This is a genomic window from Exiguobacterium qingdaonense (genome assembly GCF_018617855.1).
GTDB lineage: Bacteria > Bacillota > Bacilli > Exiguobacteriales > Exiguobacteriaceae > Exiguobacterium > Exiguobacterium qingdaonense.
Genome location: NZ_JACSKY010000002.1, coordinates 1 through 16,509, shown reverse-complemented (window position 1 = coordinate 16,509; position 16,509 = coordinate 1). Strand labels below are relative to the sequence as shown.

13 protein-coding genes and 1 pseudogene are annotated in these 16,509 nt (G+C 47.9%); 4 read left to right on the top strand and 10 right to left on the bottom strand.

Features of this window, described 5'->3' with window-relative positions:
- Positions 1-84 precede the first annotated feature (84 nt).
- On the bottom strand, positions 85-861 hold the full coding sequence (locus KNP00_RS03475; protein ID WP_240542695.1) for a MazG nucleotide pyrophosphohydrolase domain-containing protein: 777 nt from the start codon (positions 859-861) through the stop codon (positions 85-87).
- Positions 862-946: 85 nt separating this feature from the next.
- On the opposite strand from KNP00_RS03475, the gene ytvI reads away from it, so the two are divergent.
- Entirely contained in the window at positions 947-2,080 is a 1,134-nt protein-coding gene (gene ytvI / locus KNP00_RS03470; protein ID WP_215142319.1) for a sporulation integral membrane protein YtvI, read from the top strand.
- 10 nt (positions 2,081-2,090) lie between these two features.
- Here ytvI and KNP00_RS03465 read toward each other — a convergent pair whose 3' ends face one another.
- Positions 2,091-2,750, bottom strand: coding sequence for a DUF429 domain-containing protein (locus KNP00_RS03465; RefSeq protein WP_215142317.1), 660 nt, complete (start codon positions 2,748-2,750; stop codon positions 2,091-2,093).
- A gap of 132 nt (positions 2,751-2,882) precedes the next feature.
- Positions 2,883-4,325, bottom strand: a complete 1,443-nt coding sequence (locus tag KNP00_RS03460) for a leucyl aminopeptidase (protein ID WP_215142315.1) — start codon at positions 4,323-4,325, stop codon at positions 2,883-2,885.
- Between the two features lie 325 nt (positions 4,326-4,650).
- Between KNP00_RS03460 and ptsP the strand changes: the two genes are divergently transcribed.
- Positions 4,651-6,369 (top strand): phosphoenolpyruvate--protein phosphotransferase, encoded by a 1,719-nt coding sequence (gene ptsP / locus KNP00_RS03455; RefSeq protein WP_215142313.1) that lies wholly within the window; start codon positions 4,651-4,653, stop codon positions 6,367-6,369.
- 52 nt (positions 6,370-6,421) lie between these two features.
- Here the strand turns inward: ptsP and KNP00_RS03450 are convergent, their stop codons facing one another.
- The 6 genes and pseudogenes from KNP00_RS03450 to KNP00_RS03425 all read right to left on the bottom strand — a co-directional run bounded on the left by KNP00_RS03450 (position 6,422) and on the right by KNP00_RS03425 (position 13,889).
- Positions 6,422-7,273 (bottom strand): aldo/keto reductase, encoded by an 852-nt coding sequence (locus KNP00_RS03450; protein WP_276312641.1) that lies wholly within the window; start codon positions 7,271-7,273, stop codon positions 6,422-6,424.
- 108 nt (positions 7,274-7,381) lie between these two features.
- Positions 7,382-9,421: a glucose-specific PTS transporter subunit IIBC gene (gene ptsG, locus KNP00_RS03445; protein WP_215142311.1), complete on the bottom strand. Its 2,040-nt coding sequence runs from the start codon at positions 9,419-9,421 to the stop codon at positions 7,382-7,384.
- 142 nt (positions 9,422-9,563) lie between these two features.
- Positions 9,564-11,063: pseudogene (gene ptsG / locus KNP00_RS03440) on the bottom strand (glucose-specific PTS transporter subunit IIBC); the annotation flags it as partial.
- Between the two features lie 217 nt (positions 11,064-11,280).
- The gene (gene glcT, locus KNP00_RS03435; protein WP_215142307.1) at positions 11,281-12,126 is read right to left on the bottom strand and encodes a glucose PTS transporter transcription antiterminator GlcT; all 846 of its coding nucleotides are present in this window, start codon (positions 12,124-12,126) and stop codon (positions 11,281-11,283) included.
- Between the two features lie 104 nt (positions 12,127-12,230).
- On the bottom strand, positions 12,231-12,548 hold the full coding sequence (locus KNP00_RS03430) for a YuiB family protein (RefSeq protein WP_215142304.1): 318 nt from the start codon (positions 12,546-12,548) through the stop codon (positions 12,231-12,233).
- A gap of 129 nt (positions 12,549-12,677) precedes the next feature.
- Positions 12,678-13,889 carry an NAD(P)/FAD-dependent oxidoreductase gene (locus KNP00_RS03425; protein ID WP_215142302.1) on the bottom strand — a complete coding sequence of 404 codons (1,212 nt, stop codon included), beginning with the start codon at positions 13,887-13,889 and terminating at the stop codon, positions 12,678-12,680.
- Positions 13,890-14,149: 260 nt separating this feature from the next.
- Here KNP00_RS03425 and KNP00_RS03420 point away from each other — a divergent pair, with 260 nt between their 5' ends.
- Positions 14,150-15,130, top strand: a complete 981-nt coding sequence (locus KNP00_RS03420; protein ID WP_215142300.1) for an NAD(P)/FAD-dependent oxidoreductase — start codon at positions 14,150-14,152, stop codon at positions 15,128-15,130.
- 39 nt (positions 15,131-15,169) lie between these two features.
- Here the strand turns inward: KNP00_RS03420 and KNP00_RS03415 are convergent, their stop codons facing one another.
- Positions 15,170-16,024 (bottom strand): Rossmann-fold NAD(P)-binding domain-containing protein, encoded by an 855-nt coding sequence (locus KNP00_RS03415; protein WP_215142298.1) that lies wholly within the window; start codon positions 16,022-16,024, stop codon positions 15,170-15,172.
- 128 nt (positions 16,025-16,152) lie between these two features.
- Between KNP00_RS03415 and KNP00_RS03410 the strand changes: the two genes are divergently transcribed.
- The gene (locus tag KNP00_RS03410) at positions 16,153-16,392 is read left to right on the top strand and encodes a hypothetical protein (RefSeq protein WP_215142295.1); all 240 of its coding nucleotides are present in this window, start codon (positions 16,153-16,155) and stop codon (positions 16,390-16,392) included.
- Positions 16,393-16,509: the final 117 nt, after the last annotated feature.

Below are 16,509 nucleotides of genomic sequence, written 5' to 3'. Positions count from 1 at the left end.
AATTACATATTAGCATAATGCTTTTTTAAAAAAAGTAAATATTTGAAAAAAAGATGAATGTTTTTGATAAAAAGGTAAATGTTTTTAACGGGTCGGGCGGACGACAAAATACGTTCCAGAAGCATAGTCCTCTACCGTCAGCTCGAAGCCCTCAATCACCGGCAAATCTCCTGTAAAGATCAGCCCATCCCGCTGCTGATGAATGACGAATCCGTCTAATCCTTCAATCGTTGCGATTTTATAAAACCGTCGTAGATGTTGCTCTCGTTCAATATATCGGTCGAAACGCTCAAATGATTTAACCGGAATCCCTCCCCAATACCGACCATTTCGGTGTGATAAATAGGTACGGACCGATGATTCCGTAATTGGGTCTGGTGTATGGTCAAACCTTCCAAAATCACGTGTCGACTTCTCTTCAATCAACGCAAACAGTAAATCGAACAATCGCATGTTGAAAGATGCGCCAAGAGACATGACGGCGCACTGTAGCCGCTCGATATGGTCCTTTAACGACTCTCCTTCACGATTCGGCTTTAGCTTCTTGTCTCCTTCATAAGCGTTCAATATACGAGCCACCTCGCCCGCCTCTTCAACGATTCGAAAATAAACTTGATCTCTCGTCTCCCCGCTGTCGCTCGCCTCAGGTTGACGAAGGGTAATTGCATATTGGTTTGCGAGACACGTTGAAATGACGAGCACGTCGAGCAATTCTTCCTTGATCTCTTCGTCTATCGCATTACGCAATGCCCCGCCAAGTTCTCCGACTTCCTCTAATAATCTTGCCAGACCAGATAGAGGTCTCCAATAACCTCCTAAATGAAGAATCATCGCATCCACTTTTTGTTGTACTTCTTTCATATTCATTCACCTGTCTTTCTGCTATATTTACCGCTTACATGATATACTATGCTCAATCTAGTTGTCCGGAAAGGATGGGTTTTCCATGTCATCGGTAAGACTATGGCAATTGCTTCGTTTCGTGCTCGTTGTGATCGGATTAATTTTAATCACATGGGTACTGAATATACTTTTCGAATATACGTACCCTTTCGTGTTTGCCCTTCTCTTATCCTTGATGACCGTCCCACTCGTCAACTTCTTTGAACGAAAGACGAATATGCCTCGTGCACTCGGTACACTTATTTCCTTGATCATCGTACTTAGCATCGTCGTCGGAATCATAACCATCGTCGTCATCCAATTGATTCACTATGCGACAGTTGCCGCAGAGCGGCTCCCAGAGCAAATCGAGACACTCACCGAGTTCATCCAACGCCTGTTCAATGAGAGGATCGCCCCTCTCGTCAATGATGCGTATGAGAGCTATCAACAATTGAATCCGGGCCAAACGACTTCATTGGAGGGAGGGATCACGGAGCTAGGTGTCCAGCTCGCAGCCGCAATCGGCGTCCTGTCACGCGGTGTGGCAAGTGTACTACAAGGCATGCTCGCCGCGCTTCCGCTCGTATTGTTACTCGTCATCGTCATCGTGCTCGCCTGGTTCTTCATTACAAAAGACTGGCCATCATACGTCGATTCACTCAATCGTTTGAATGAACGGAAAGGTTTCAAGGAGTTCGAGGAAGTGATGATTAACCTTAAATCCGCCCTTTTCGGGTATATCCGGGCACAGTTCACCCTCATCTCTATCACGTTTGGAATCGTACTCGTCGGAATGTTTATTCTCCGCGTCGATAATCCGCTTTCCTTCGCCTTACTTGCGGGTTTCTTTGACCTCTTACCTTATCTTGGGGTCGGGACGTTACTCATTCCATGGGCCGCCTATGCTGCAGTGTCAGGTGACTGGTTCGTCGCGATTGGACTGATTGTCCTATACATCATCGTCATCGTCCAACGTAACTTGGCAGAACCGAAAATCGTTGGCTCCCACATCGGATTGAATCCTCTCGCTGCACTCATCTCGATTTTTGTCGGCTTAAAGCTATTCGGTGTGTTAGGGTTCATCCTTGGACCTGTTCTCGCTGTACTCCTGAAGGCGTTATATAATGCCAAAGTGTTTCACTATATGTGGAAGTTCATCACCGGACCGTCTGCCACGACAACAAAAGAGCGATGAAATCTTCATTTCATCGCTCTTCCTGTGTTTGAGGTACAGCTACTGACGGAACAGTCGGTACTTTCGGATGTAGCGAGAGACCGCTCACTCCGGCTTCGTATGCCGCCACTGCCAAAATACATGCGTCGATGATATCGTCCACTTGTACGTTCGACATCTTCCATTTCCACGGCGAACTTAACGAGTACTTCCGAAGCAACTCGATCCGTTCATCTTGACCTTCGATCGTCTTTTTCCGATGTGTCGCCTCCTGCCCCATCATGACCGAGAAACAGACCTCCGGATGCGATTCGTAGACATTGTCTGCTGTGATCTGTTGAAACTCACGGATACGCGGAACGAGATTCCATGCCTGCTTACTTATCCCCTTACCGATTAGCTCCCGACTTTTCTCATTCGCTTCCTCATACGTCGCCTCATACATCACTTCTTGAATCGGCGGTGTGAAGATTGACGACTTACGCTCTTTGAGCCGGCTTCGCATCCAAGCATCACATTCTCGACTCGGTTCGTCGACCGTCCCTAATTCTTTTGGCATGTCCACAAAATGCATAGCATCCTCGATGAGTAACTCCTCTAACGTTTCCGATATCGTCAAACATAGAGAAATACTATCGTATGTGATTCGTACCCAGCCTCCACGTGCGCCATCAATTCCTACTCCGACCATGTCGTACCTCCTGTAACATCATCAACACGCCAAACACGGCGAGAAACACCGTACTTCCTAACCAAAATCGGTTTGGCCAAACCGTGTAGCAAACACCACACACAATCGCCAAACCGACTACCAAACCTGCTTTTACCGCTCCCACGATTCAATCATCCGTGCGAGTGTCCGAACCATGACACCAGTCGGCCCCTTCGGACCGAGGTCACTTGCCGATGCCCGCTCACTCGTTCCTGCAATATCGAGATGAAGCCATGGCGTGTCTCCGACAAACTCACCGACAAATGCGCCCCCGAAAATCATATGTCCGAATCGACCTGGCGAATTATTCAAATCGGCGACTTCTGATTTTCTCACTTTATCGATGAAGACATCAAAGTATGGCATTTTCCAAACGAGTTCATTCGTTTCCTGGCTAGCCGTCTCAAGTGAACGATAGAGCGTATCATCATTTGTCAGACAGCCTGTCACATCGGTACCGAGTGCGACAAGGACACCACCAGTCAACGTCGCAACGTCGATGATGGCCGCAGGTTCGTATGTTTTAGCGAACGTGACGGCATCCGCCAAGACGAGACGTCCTTCTGCATCCGTGTTCAAGATTTCAATCGTCTTCCCGTTCATCGCTGTGATCACATCATCCGGTTTGAATGCATCGCCCGAAATCATGTTGTCCGTTGCTCCGATGATTCCGATCACGTTACGATTTGGGCGCGTCGTCCCTAGTGTCTCGAATAAACCGAGGACGGTCGCCGCACCACCCATATCGCCTTTCATTCCAACGATGCCATCTTTTGGCTTAATCGAATAACCGCCGGTGTCGAATGTGACACCTTTTCCGACAACGGCAATTGGGGCCTCGCCTTCTGCCCCATCATATTCGAGCACAATCAATTTCGGCGGAATTGTCGACCCTTGATTGACTGCGAGCAATGCGCCCATACCGAGACCTTCCATCTCTTCTTTATCAAGGATACGGTATTTGAAATTATGACGTTTCGCCATTTCAACCGCATAATCTGCTAACGTCTCCGCCGTCAATATATTGGCCGGCATCATCGTCAACGTTCGTGCGACGTTGACCCCTTTCCCATAAGCCACGCCCGCATCGATATCCGTCTCGGTCACATCACCGAGCAAGGTGATTGTCGGTTCTTCTACCGCTTGTTTCGGTTCAGACTTGTATGTAGGGTGTTCATATGTCGCCATTTCATACGCTTCTGCAAAAATCCGTGCCGCATGTTCTGTGAACGTATCGAGCGCGACCGCAACGTCTTTTAAGCCTCGTTTTTTGACGAGTCTCGCGACTTTCCCGAACCAGTTCCGAACGTTCTCGGTCGTGAGATCGTTTCGTTGACCGAGTCCGACAAATAAGACGCGCGCCGTCTCGCCAGCGAATGTTGGGAGGATTGCCACTTCCCCTGTTTTCGTGGAGAGGTCTCCTGATTGAATGAGTGCTTTCACCCGTCCACCAAACAACGCATCGAGTCCTTCATCGATCGAATCCGCCGCCCCGATCCCGACGACGATTGTCTCGTATGAATCTGTCCAATTTAGTTCAGCAATCTGATACATATTGCCACTTCCCTTCTTTATATATGGTAAGCATAACGAACTTCTATAGAATAATGAAATGGTTTGCGCAAGAGTCAAGAAATCTTCGAATTCACGGGCTATCTCCTCATTGTGACGTTGTTTTATTTTATGATAGGATAAGAAAGTACGCAATCGAGCTTCTCTTCAGTCTGAAGTGAGGCCATTTTGACTGGTCGAGGCTTCCCCTAGTCGTAGACCGTTGCTACTTTAACTTTCTTCGTTCTCGTTAATTCTTTTTTCTTTTCGGGTATGAAGTAACGAGACAGGAAAGTACACTATTTCTTTGAAAAGAGGGACTACGCTTATGTCACACATTAAAGGTATTGGTGCATCTGCAGGAATCGCAGTTGCAAAAGCATTCGTCATGGAAACACCTTCATTCGATATCCCATCACACAAGGTTGAAGATGTCGCTGCAGAAAAGGCACGTTTCCAAGATGCGATCGCACAATCAAAAACTGAGCTTGAAGGAATTCGCGAGCACACGCTCCGTGAACTCGGTCCAGACAAAGCCGAGATCTTCTCAGCCCACCTTTTAATCGTTGAGGACCCAGAAATCGTTTCACAAGTGAACGATAAAATTGAAAGCGAAAACATGAATGCCGCGAAAGCACTTGATGAAGTCGCCCAAACGATGATCATGATTTTCGAATCGATGGACAACGAGTATATGCGCGAGCGCGCCGCTGACGTTCGTGACGTGACAAAACGTGTCATGGCCCACATTCTCGGGGTGACATTCGTTACACCTGCTGCCATCTCAGAAGAAGTCATCATCATCGCAGAAGATTTGACACCTTCAGATACGGCACAACTCAACCGTAAATACGTCAAAGGATTCGCGACAAACATCGGCGGACGTACATCACACTCTGCCATCATGTCACGCTCACTTGAAATTCCGGCAGTCGTCGGAACAAAAGTAGCCCTTGAAGAGATCAAGAACGGCGACCTCGTCATCATTGACGGTACTGAAGGTGACGTGTTCGTCAATCCTTCGGAGGACCTCGTCAAAGAATATGAGGGCAAACGTGCTGACTTCGAAGCTTACAAAGAAGAGTTGAAGCAACTCGTCAATGAAGAGTCTGTCACAGCGGATGGTCATAAAGTGAAGCTCGCCGCGAACATCGGGACACCGAACGACTTAGAAGGTGTCTTGAAGAACGGTTCGGACGCAATCGGTCTTTATCGTACAGAGTTCTTGTATATGGACTCTGAAACATTCCCGACAGAAGAAGAACAGTACACAGCATACAAAACGGTTCTCGAAGGGATGGAAGGCAAACAAGTCGTCATCCGTACACTCGACATCGGTGGCGACAAAGAGTTGTCATATCTTGACCTTCCGAAAGAGATGAACCCGTTCCTCGGCTATCGTGCGATTCGCCTTTGCCTCGAGGAGACAGATCTCTTCCGTACACAACTCCGTGCCCTTCTCCGCGCATCAGCTCACGGTAACCTCGCCATCATGTTCCCGATGATCGCGACACTCGAAGAGTTCCGCGCGGCGAAAGCCCTTCTTCTCGAAGAAGAAGCGAAGTTGAAAGAAGAAGGAATCGAAGTCGGTCAATACGAGACTGGGATGATGGTCGAAATCCCATCAACTGCCGTCATGGCGAAGCAGTTCGCAAAAGAAGTCGATTTCTTCTCGGTCGGTACAAACGACTTGATTCAATACACGATGGCGGCAGACCGCATGAACGAAAAAGTATCTTACTTGTACCAACCGTTCAATCCTGCCATCTTGAACCTTCTCCACAACGTCATCACGGAAGCACACAAAGCCGGCAAATGGGTCGGAATGTGTGGAGAGATGGCAGGAGAAGAGCTCGCGATTCCAATCCTTCTCGGTCTTGGACTCGACGAGTTCTCGATGTCCGCTTCAAGCGTCCTTCGTGCACGTAGCCTCGTGAAACGCTTGACGAAGACGGAAACTGAAGCAATCGTCAACGAAGTCCTCAACATGGATACAGCTGAAGAAGTCGTGAACTTCCTTAGCGAAAAGTTCGACATTAAAAAATAACGTCAAAAGTCCTTCTCTCGAGAGCGAGAGAAGGACCTTTTTACATACTTATTTAGAAGTCGAAATTGTCAGGGTCCGGACCGACACGGCGATGTCGGTCTAGCGCATCAATTCGCTCCATCTGTTCTTTATTCAACTCAAAATCGTTTAAGCTGAAATTCTCTTCGATTCGATGTGGTTTGATTGATTTCGGAATAATGACCCACCCCGTTTGGAGATGCCAGCGCAATATCACTTGAGCGACAGAACGATTCACTTCTTTCGAAATTTCTACTAAAGTCGCCTCTTCGAACAATCCACCTTGCATGAGCGGGGCCCAAGCGACAGGTACGACCTCATGCTCGCTCATATATGTGGTCAATTCAGTTTGACGAAGCAACGGATGCCGTTCGACCTGGTTCACGGCTGGAACGAGTTCGCTGTTCATAGCAAGCGTCTCGAGGTGATGCGTTTGGAAGTTACTCACTCCGACCGCTCCGACACGTCCAGCACGGTATAGTGTTTCGAGTGCGCGCCAAGAGTCGACGATTTTGTCTTCCACCGGCCAATGAATCAAGTACAAATCAAGCTTCTCCAATCCAAGACGTTCGAGCGATGCTTCATAAGCGGCAATGGCTGAATCATAGCCTTGATCGGCATTCCATAGTTTCGACGTGATAAACAGCTCGTCCCGGGAAATGTTTGCAACTTCCATCCCTTTCCGAATTCCAATCCCGACACCTTCCTCGTTCTCGTAAACAGATGCCGTATCGATATGGCGGTATCCTTGACGAATCGCTTCAACGACGGCATCGATGACCGTGTCCCCATCTTCTACTTTAAAGACACCAAGCCCAATGGCAGGAATAGCTTTCTGACCGTGATTCAACTGGATAGATTCTTTCATCTGTACCCCTTCTTTCATGAGAATTCCTCTTCACTATAAACGGAACTCTCACGATCCGGAATAAGGAACATTGAAGTAACTACACGAAAAGAGCCGCTCCTCGTATGGAGCGACTCACATCATTCATTACTCTGGCCCTTTGTCATCTGCTCTAAAATCGAGTGCCTCACCGGCGACGACCGTCTCACCGAACGGTACGACGACAACTTTTCCGTCTCCGTTCGTCCAAATGATCGGTGTGATGAGTGACGGCACTTTATCTCGGATTGCGCTGAGGTCAACTTCGAGAAGGACGTCTCCCGCTTCGACCCGCGTGCCTTCTTCGACTTTCGCCGTGAACCCTTCCCCTTTCAAATTGACCGTATCGAGTCCGACGTGAATCAATAGCTCACGTCCATCGTCAGACAAGATGCCGATTGCATGTTTCGTCGGGAAGAATGTCGTGATTTGACCTGTCACCGGTGAAACGACCTGTCCGGAACTTGGCTCAATCGCAAATCCTTCTCCCATCATTCGAGCTGAGAAGACTTGGTCCGGCACATCATCGAGTGACAGTAACACTCCCGACATCGGTGCCAAGAAACGATGGTCTGCCTGTTCTGCGGACTCTGGCGTGATGACGGCTTTTTCTACTTTCTCTTTCGGTTTATACTCGCCACCTTCGATGATGGTCGCGATTTGTGATTTGAGTGTGTCCGATTTCGGTCCAAAGATCGCTTGAATGTTGTCCCCTACTTCAAGGACACCAGCAGCACCCAGATCTTTTAGCAAATCCTTGTCGACTTGTTTCACATCATTTACCGTGACACGAAGTCGGGTGATACAAGCATCCAAATGCTTGATGTTTTCAGGTCCTCCAAGTCCAACGAGTACCTCATACGGCAAATCGTCCCCAATTGCCGCCCGGTCCCCTTTCGCACCTGTTTGAATATCGCGTCCAGGCACTTTCAAATCAAACTTCGTAATGGCGTATCGGAAACCGAAGTAGTAAATGACCGCAAAGACGAGACCGACCGGAATGACGAGCCACCAGGCCGTCCGGTTCGGCAAGACACCGAATAGAAGAAAGTCGATGAGTCCGCCTGAGAAGGTTTGCCCGATCTTGACATCGAGTAAGTGCATCGTCATGAAGGAAAGTCCGGCAAAGACGGCGTGAATCCCGAAAAGAAGAGGTGCAACGAAAACGAATGAGAATTCGACCGGCTCTGTGATCCCTGTCAAGAATGACGTGAGGGCGGCCGAGAAATAAAGACCTTCCACATCTTTTCGACGCTCTTTCGAAACCGTATGATACATGGCGAGACAAGCTGCAGGTAATCCGAACATCATGAACGGAAACTTCCCGGTCATGTATGTCCCTGCCGTGAACTCGACCCCGTCACGTAGTTGCGCGAAGAAGATTCGCTGATCTCCTTGTACGAGATCGCCGGCCTGGTTCGTATATTCACCGAACTGGAACCAAAACGGAGAATACCAAATGTGATGAAGACCGAACGGAATCAAGGAACGTTCGACTAATCCGAAGATAAATGCAGACAATGCAACGTTTGCCTCGATGACCGTACTTGAGAAGTTGTTAATGGCATTCCCGATCGGTGGCCATAAATACGCAAGCGCAATCCCGATAATCAAACTGAATGCGGCCGTCGCAATCGGAACGAACCGTTTCCCGGCAAAGAATCCTAAAAATTCTGGCAATTTGATGTTGAAATACTTGTTGTACGCATAAGCCGCGACAAGCCCGGCGATAATCCCCCCGAATACCCCCATCTGGAGCGTTGGGATACCGAGGACGGTCGCGTACTGCGGGTCACCTTGAACAATTTCCGCGGTAATGCCGTTCCACGTGCTTATTACTTTGTTCATAATCAAATACCCGACAATCGCTGCTAGACCAGCTACGCCGTCCCCGTTCGCGAGACCGATCGCGACCCCGACGGCAAACAGTAACCCTAAGTTCGCAAAGACGATGTCCCCGGCATCTGTCATGACTTGCCAAATCAGCACTAGCGCGTCATTTGCCAGAAACGGAAGTAATTCAACGAGGTCCGGGTTTTGAAATGCGGTACCAAACGCCAAGAGAAGACCGGCTGCCGGTAAGATTGCAACCGGAAGCATGAGTGCTTTCCCGACCCGTTGTAGAACACCAAACACTTTCTTCCACATCATGGTTCCCTCCTTTGTCAGAATACTTTCTTTTTCCCGTTGACGTGTAGATGAAACTGTTTCAGTTTATAAACTACAAAAAGACCAACCCCGAAGGATTGGTCTAGGAAGTCAATCAGTTTGCTTTCTTTTCGTTACCTGAAGCGATGACCGCTTGGATTTCTGATTTCAATGCGTCCGAACGTGGTCCGAAGATTGCTTGAATGTTGTTACCAACTTCAAGGACACCAGATGCCCCGAGACGTTTCAACTCATCTTTATTGACTTGATCTTTATCTTTTACTTCAACGCGAAGACGTGTGATACATGCGTCGAGGTGCTTGATGTTTTGTGAGCCACCAAGACCGACGAGGATATCTTGTGCAAGTTCCGATCCAGTAGCTGTCGATTGCTCAACAACTTGATCTTCACGACCAGGTGTCTTGAGGTTGAACTTGCGGATGACGAAACGGAATCCGAAGTAGTAAACAACCGCGAACGCGAGACCGACTGGAATAACGAGCCACCAGTCCGTACGACCTGGAAGTACACCGAAGAGCAAGAAGTCAATCAAACCACCTGAGAACGTCATCCCGATCTTAATGTCCATAAGGTGCATGATCATGAATGAGAACCCTGCAAATACTGCGTGTACTGCGAAGAGAAGTGGTGCAACGAACAAGAATGTGAACTCGATTGGCTCAGTGATACCAGTCAAGAACGATGTGAGGGCAGCAGAAGCCAAGAGACCACCGACAACCGCTTTACGCTCTGGACGTGCTTCATGATACATAGCGAGTGCTGCTGCAGGAAGACCGAACATCATGAACGGGAACTTACCAGTCATGAACGTACCTGCTGTCAATTCAGCACCATCACGAATCTGTGCGAAGAAGATCGCTTGGTCACCACGAACAACGTTACCCGCTGCATCTGTGTAAGAACCGAATTCAAACCAGAACGGTGAGTAGAAGATGTGGTGAAGACCGAATGGAATCAATGAACGTTCGATCAAACCGAAGACGAACGCAGCGAACGTACGGTTCTCACCTAACATGAAGTTAGAGAACGTGTTCAAACCGTTTTGTACAGGTGGCCAGATGAGAAGCATGACGAATCCAGCGACAACTGCCAAAATTGCTGTGACGATAGGAACGAAACGTTTACCAGCGAAGAATCCAAGGAATTGTGGCAACTCGATATTAAAGTACTTGTTGTAGGCCCATGCGGCGATGAGACCCATGATGATCCCGCCGAATACTCCAGTTTGGAGTGTTGGGATACCGAGTACGTTCGCATATGCCGGGTCACCTTGTGCCAACACATCAGGTGTAAGTTCGAGCCAAACACCCATTACTTTGTTCATAATCAAGAATCCAACGATTGCGGCAAGTCCGGCTACCCCGTCACCCGCTAACCCGATGGCGACACCGACTGCGAACAAGAGTGCCAAGTTCGCGAAGATGATCCCACCCGCTTGCTCCATCAATTGAGCGAATTTCACGACGCCTTCGTTCGTTAACCAACCAGCGCGTGATGTAAGTTGTGGGTTTTGCATCGCATTACCGAATGCGAGAAGAAGACCGGCTGCAGGCAAGATTGCAACTGGAAGCATGAGTGCTTTACCGACTTTTTGAAGAACACCAAAAATTTGCTTAAACATCAACATTTCCTCCTTTTTTCAACATGAATATACAATATGATTGCGATGTAGATGTCAGACGACCGACGTATCTAAACGTTTTCATAATTCACGTTTAAAAACAGAAAAGGCATGAATAAGGATAGAACGTAGACTTCTCCCAAAAGAGACATCCAGTACGTTCCACTCCTTACTCATGCCTGATCGAATCAGTAACACGTAAGACACGTGGGATCATTTATCTACTTGTTAGGCGCTGGAGATGCATCGTCAAATATGTCGCTTCACCTCGTGGGACGGGACGCTTTAATTCGCGTTCCATGATGCCCATCAGCTCCCAAGCAGTACTATAGCATAGCGGATATTCATCGCGCAACACCTTTTCAATTTTTTGTGGGGCCTCCACCATCTCACCCGTCGCAACTCGCTCAACGGCGTACCTTAAGTGACGAAGTAAGCGCTTATAATCAAGCGATGTTCGGTCCATTTTCACGTTCAAACGACTCTCAATTGTTTTTACGATTTGACCGATGATCTGGTTATGCCGATTGACTTCGAGGACATTTTTAAACGTTGTCGCCGAGTGGATGTGGAGCGCAATAAATCCAGTCTCCGCATCCGGGAGGAGTACGTCCAGTCGTTCATGGAACATATCGACGATTCGTTCCGCGAGTGCAAACTCGTTTGGATAGAGCGATTCTGTCTCGAGTAAGAACGGGTTCGTCACTTCCATCCCCTGCTCGATTCGCTTCATCGTGAAGAACAAGTGGTCGGTCAAACCGATATGGATATGCTCATCGACCTTCTTTCCCGTGCTCGTCTCGATGAAGCCAACAATCTCTTGCATGAATGCAATGAAGTCTTCGTCTACGTGTTTCACGAGTTCTCGATATTGTGATTGCTCTTCTTTATCTGTCAATTGATACACTTTGTCCGGGACGCTGGCAGGGTCGACGATGTCGCCTGGTTTCTTACCAAAGCCAATCCCCTTCCCGAGTAGAATGACTTCCGGATCCGTATCATGTTGACAAATGACAACGCTATTATTCAACACTTTTTTGATCGTATACATCGGTAATGTCATTCGTATCGCATCCCTTACTAAAAATCGTTTCGCTATCTAGTATATCGGTTCATGCCCCAAAAAAGTAGGGACAAAACAAAAATGGCGAACATTTCTGTCGCCATTTAAAACATTGAATAACCGCTCTTTCGTAAGTAACGAATCGTCACACCAGCCAGAATCGCGCCGAGCAATCCGAAGCCAAGCATGATCAAATCGAGAAGTTGCAACCCGACGAGCCCTTCATAGACACTCGTTAGCGCGGTCGACGTCTCGGTCACGTAACTTGAAAGTTTGACATTATCAATCACCATGATGACAAAAATAGGATAAATGAACACGAGTGTCCATGTCTTTTTAAGTAACATATTCAAGATGAAGCCAATACTGAAAAAAATCGTCATATACAAAACGGCCCCAATGACTGCCTGAATGATATGCATCTGTTGTTCCCCCTTGTCCGCTCTTCATTATACAAAATTTCAACTGATATGGTCAAAGAACTTCATGTGACAATTTCTCAAGAAAAACGGCTCGTTCCGGTTTCAGAACGAGCCGTACATCATTCAGGATTAAAACTTCCCTTTTTTGAGGACGAGTCCATATTTTTTCAATTCGATGAAGTGCTTGTTATCAATCACTTTCTTCATGAATGAGGCATTGCGGCCAAAGATTTTTTTGCCCATGACGATTCCGATTCCATCGTTATGTCCGAGCGATGCGACCGTACCTTTGCTCTCATAAGTGAATTTAGATGTCGATTTTCCATTGATGAGCGCCGCAATGTTTTTAGCGACATTGTGTGCTTGTTGTGTCGCGATTTGTGCCGTCGGTGGATATGGACGGTTCGATGCAGGGTCCATGACCGCCGAGCAGTCGCCGATGATGAAGACATTGTCGTGGCCTGGTGCACGGTTATCTGCTTCGACCATGACACGGTTACGAACCGCTTCAAATCCTGATTTTTCGATGATCGGGCTTCCGCTCACGCCACCTGTCCAGATGATTGTGTTTGCATGAATCGTCTCCGTCGTGTCTCCTTGAAGCGGACCGAACGTGACGACGCCTGGCTCGACACCTTTGATTCCGTTACCGAGCTTCATCTCGACACCGTTACGCTCCAACCATTTCTGTGCGTACGTCGTAAGTTCCGGGTCGAAACCTGGGAGAACTGTTGGCGCCGCTTCAATGTTGACGATGCGAACCGCTTCGCGTGGAACATCATACTGTTTGCAAAGTTCAGGGACTCGATTGACGATTTCGCCTAAAAACTCGATTCCTGTGAAACCGGCACCACCGACGACGATCGTGACATACGAATTGTCAGAAGAACCGTTTGTTTTGTACTGAGCAAATGAATACTCGATGTGCTCTTTGATTTTACGAACACTGTTCAGCGAACTGATTGTCATCGCGTGCTCTTTCAAACCAGGGATACCAAACGTTTCAGGTACGCCACCGAGACCGATGACGACGTAGTCGTACTCGACGACAGAGCCGTCTTCAAGCATTACTTGTTTCGCAGCAGTATCGACGCGATCGACGATCCCTTTGACAAGTTTCACACGTGACGGGTTCACAATATCGTTAATGTATACACGTGCTTGATCAGGGTTCATCGTCCCAGCAGCTGGTTCGTGAAGCCATGTCGTTTGGTAGTGATAATCATGCTTGTTGATGAGCGTGATGTTCGCATCGCCTGCAGCGAGGGTCTTTTGAAGGTTAACGGCTGAGATGAGTCCGCCAAATCCCGCACCGAGAATAACAATGTTAGGTCGTTTCATGTTCATTTCCACCTTGTTTAAAATTTTGTTTTTTTGAACAACTATGTTGTGTGTTTCTTCACATAGATGTTCACAATAAAGCCCATTCTTGTTCAACGTCTGTTCACAATTGCTTCTGTTTCATTGTACGCTCTTTATATCGATTTCTCAATGGAAAAGCTTATCTTCTTGAATTTTTTTTGAAAGTATTGCATGTTTGTACTGAATGGATTTTATTCAATAAACTCTCTATAATAAATGTATACGTTTTGAGGAGGAATTTGATGAAGACGACGAAAGATGTAATCATCATCGGTGGCGGCCCGGTCGGACTGTTCACCGCATTTTATGCAGGCATGCGCCAACTCGATACGACGTTGATTGAAAGCTTACCGCAACTCGGCGGACAACTGTCAACGCTCTATCCTGAAAAATATATTTACGATATCGCTGGCTTCCCAAAAGTGAAAGCACAAGATTTGATCGATCAACTGAAGGCACAGGCTGACCAATTCGAACAAGATTACCGTCTCGGTGAAACGGTCGAAACGGTCGAACGTCTTGAGGACGGCACTTTCGTATTGACGACGAATAAAGAAGAATATCATACGAAAGCCATCATCATCACAGCAGGAAACGGAGCCTTCTCTGCCCGTCCGTTAGGGCTTGACGGTTGTGAAGACTACGCGAACTTGCATTACTTTGTCGATAACATGGAAAAATTCCGCGATCGCCGCGTCATGATTGCCGGTGGCGGGGACTCAGCTGTCGATTGGGCACTCATGCTCGAAGGGATCGCAAAAGAAGTGCACATCGTCCACCGTCGTGATCGCTTCCGCGCCCATGAGCATACGGTCGAACAGATGAAGGCATCGACGATTAACGTCCTCACGCCGTACAACATCGAGTCACTATCAGGCGAGACACACATCGAATCTGTTGAATTGACGGATAAAGATGGTGAGTCAAAAATCGTTGAAATCGATGATTTGATTTGTAATTACGGTTTCGTCTCATCTCTCGGTCCAATCAAGAACTGGGGAATGGAATTCGAGAAAAACACGATCCGTGTCGATTCACGTATGGAAACGACCGTAGCCGGCATTTTCGCATGTGGTGACATCGCCACTTACGAAGGAAAAGTCAAGTTGATTGCGACAGGTTTCGGTGAAGCCCCGATCGCCATCAACCAAGTGAAGCAACTTGTGGACCCGACTGCTCGTCATCCACAACACTCGACGTCTGTATTTGCCGGGAAATAATTAGACATCCTCTGTGGACCGTATCCACAGAGGATGTTTTTATTTTCGGATTGTCTGTATGATGACCCGGTCGATCCAGTCATCGAGTTGCGTGAACACAAAGCCCGCCTTCTTCGCCTCGGCGATTGACATATAGTAGTCAACATCCGAATCGTATGGCGACGACTCCCCATCTTTTATGATGTGAACGGGCTTTCCGACATGTTGACCGATCCGCTCCATCAGGGCCCCCATGGAGATGAGACCGTCACTCGCCGCATTGAACGGTCCGGTCACGTTTGCCCGACCGACCCATTCTAAGAAGGCGGCCGCTTCCGCACTCGAAATGAATCCCATCTTCGCTTCTGGACGATGCAACACGACCGGTTCCTCGTTTCGAATCGCGTCCACATAAAACTTCAAACGGTCCGTATAATCATCCGGACCTAAGACGATCGGTAATCGCACGGTCGACACCGGGAACGAGGCGCGGTTGAAGAAGAACGACTCCGCCTCCCGTTTCCCCTGTCCATAATCATGCTCGGCTTCAAGGTGATATTCATAGTGGAGTGGGTTGAAATCGCTCTCTTTCAATTCAGGACCTGGTGCATAAACCGACATCGTAGACGTGAGCACGTATTTCCCTACTTTGTCCATGAACGCATCCGAGGCAATCTTCGCCTGATACGGAGTGAAGCAAATATTATCGTAGATGAGGTCGTATCGTTCACGTGCCAAGTCTTTCATCGTCGCGACCGATTGCCGGTCTCCTTTGATGGATCGAATCCCTTCAGCTTCTGGTACTTGCAGTTGCCCTCTCGTCACAATCGTCACATCGTCTCCCATCTCAGCAAGTCGCAATGCGAGACGTTTCCCGAAATAACGTGACCCTCCGAATATCAGCACTTTTCTCATGACCTTGAATCCTCCCATGTGTAATGACGTCTTAAGTCTTTTTCCCTTCGATGAAACAGACTAATCTATCACTTTCAAAGGTTTTCTTGTTATCCTTATTAGGAAAGAATCATTAGGGGGATTTGAATATGCATCAAATCATGTTGGAAAAAGGTTGGACGTATGAACTACCACCACAGTATGCGATTTATCAGAGCTTATCAGACTTTAGTCGTTATTCCGTCCTCGATCAAGAGGAAGAGAGCGTTTGCTCGTTTCGAATCACGAATGACACATGTACGATCACGGGCTTTCGACCTTGGCAACACCATATCGAACTCGACGTGACCGCAAAAGTGATTCGATTGATTTTGACAGAAGAAGACTAAACAAAAACCGATCGCAATACGATCGGTTTCAGGCTGTTGACTAACATGAATCATATCGCTCGCCTTTCCGGCGCCCACGCTTTCCGCAGGCAATCCCGGAGCCGCATCGCGACCTAG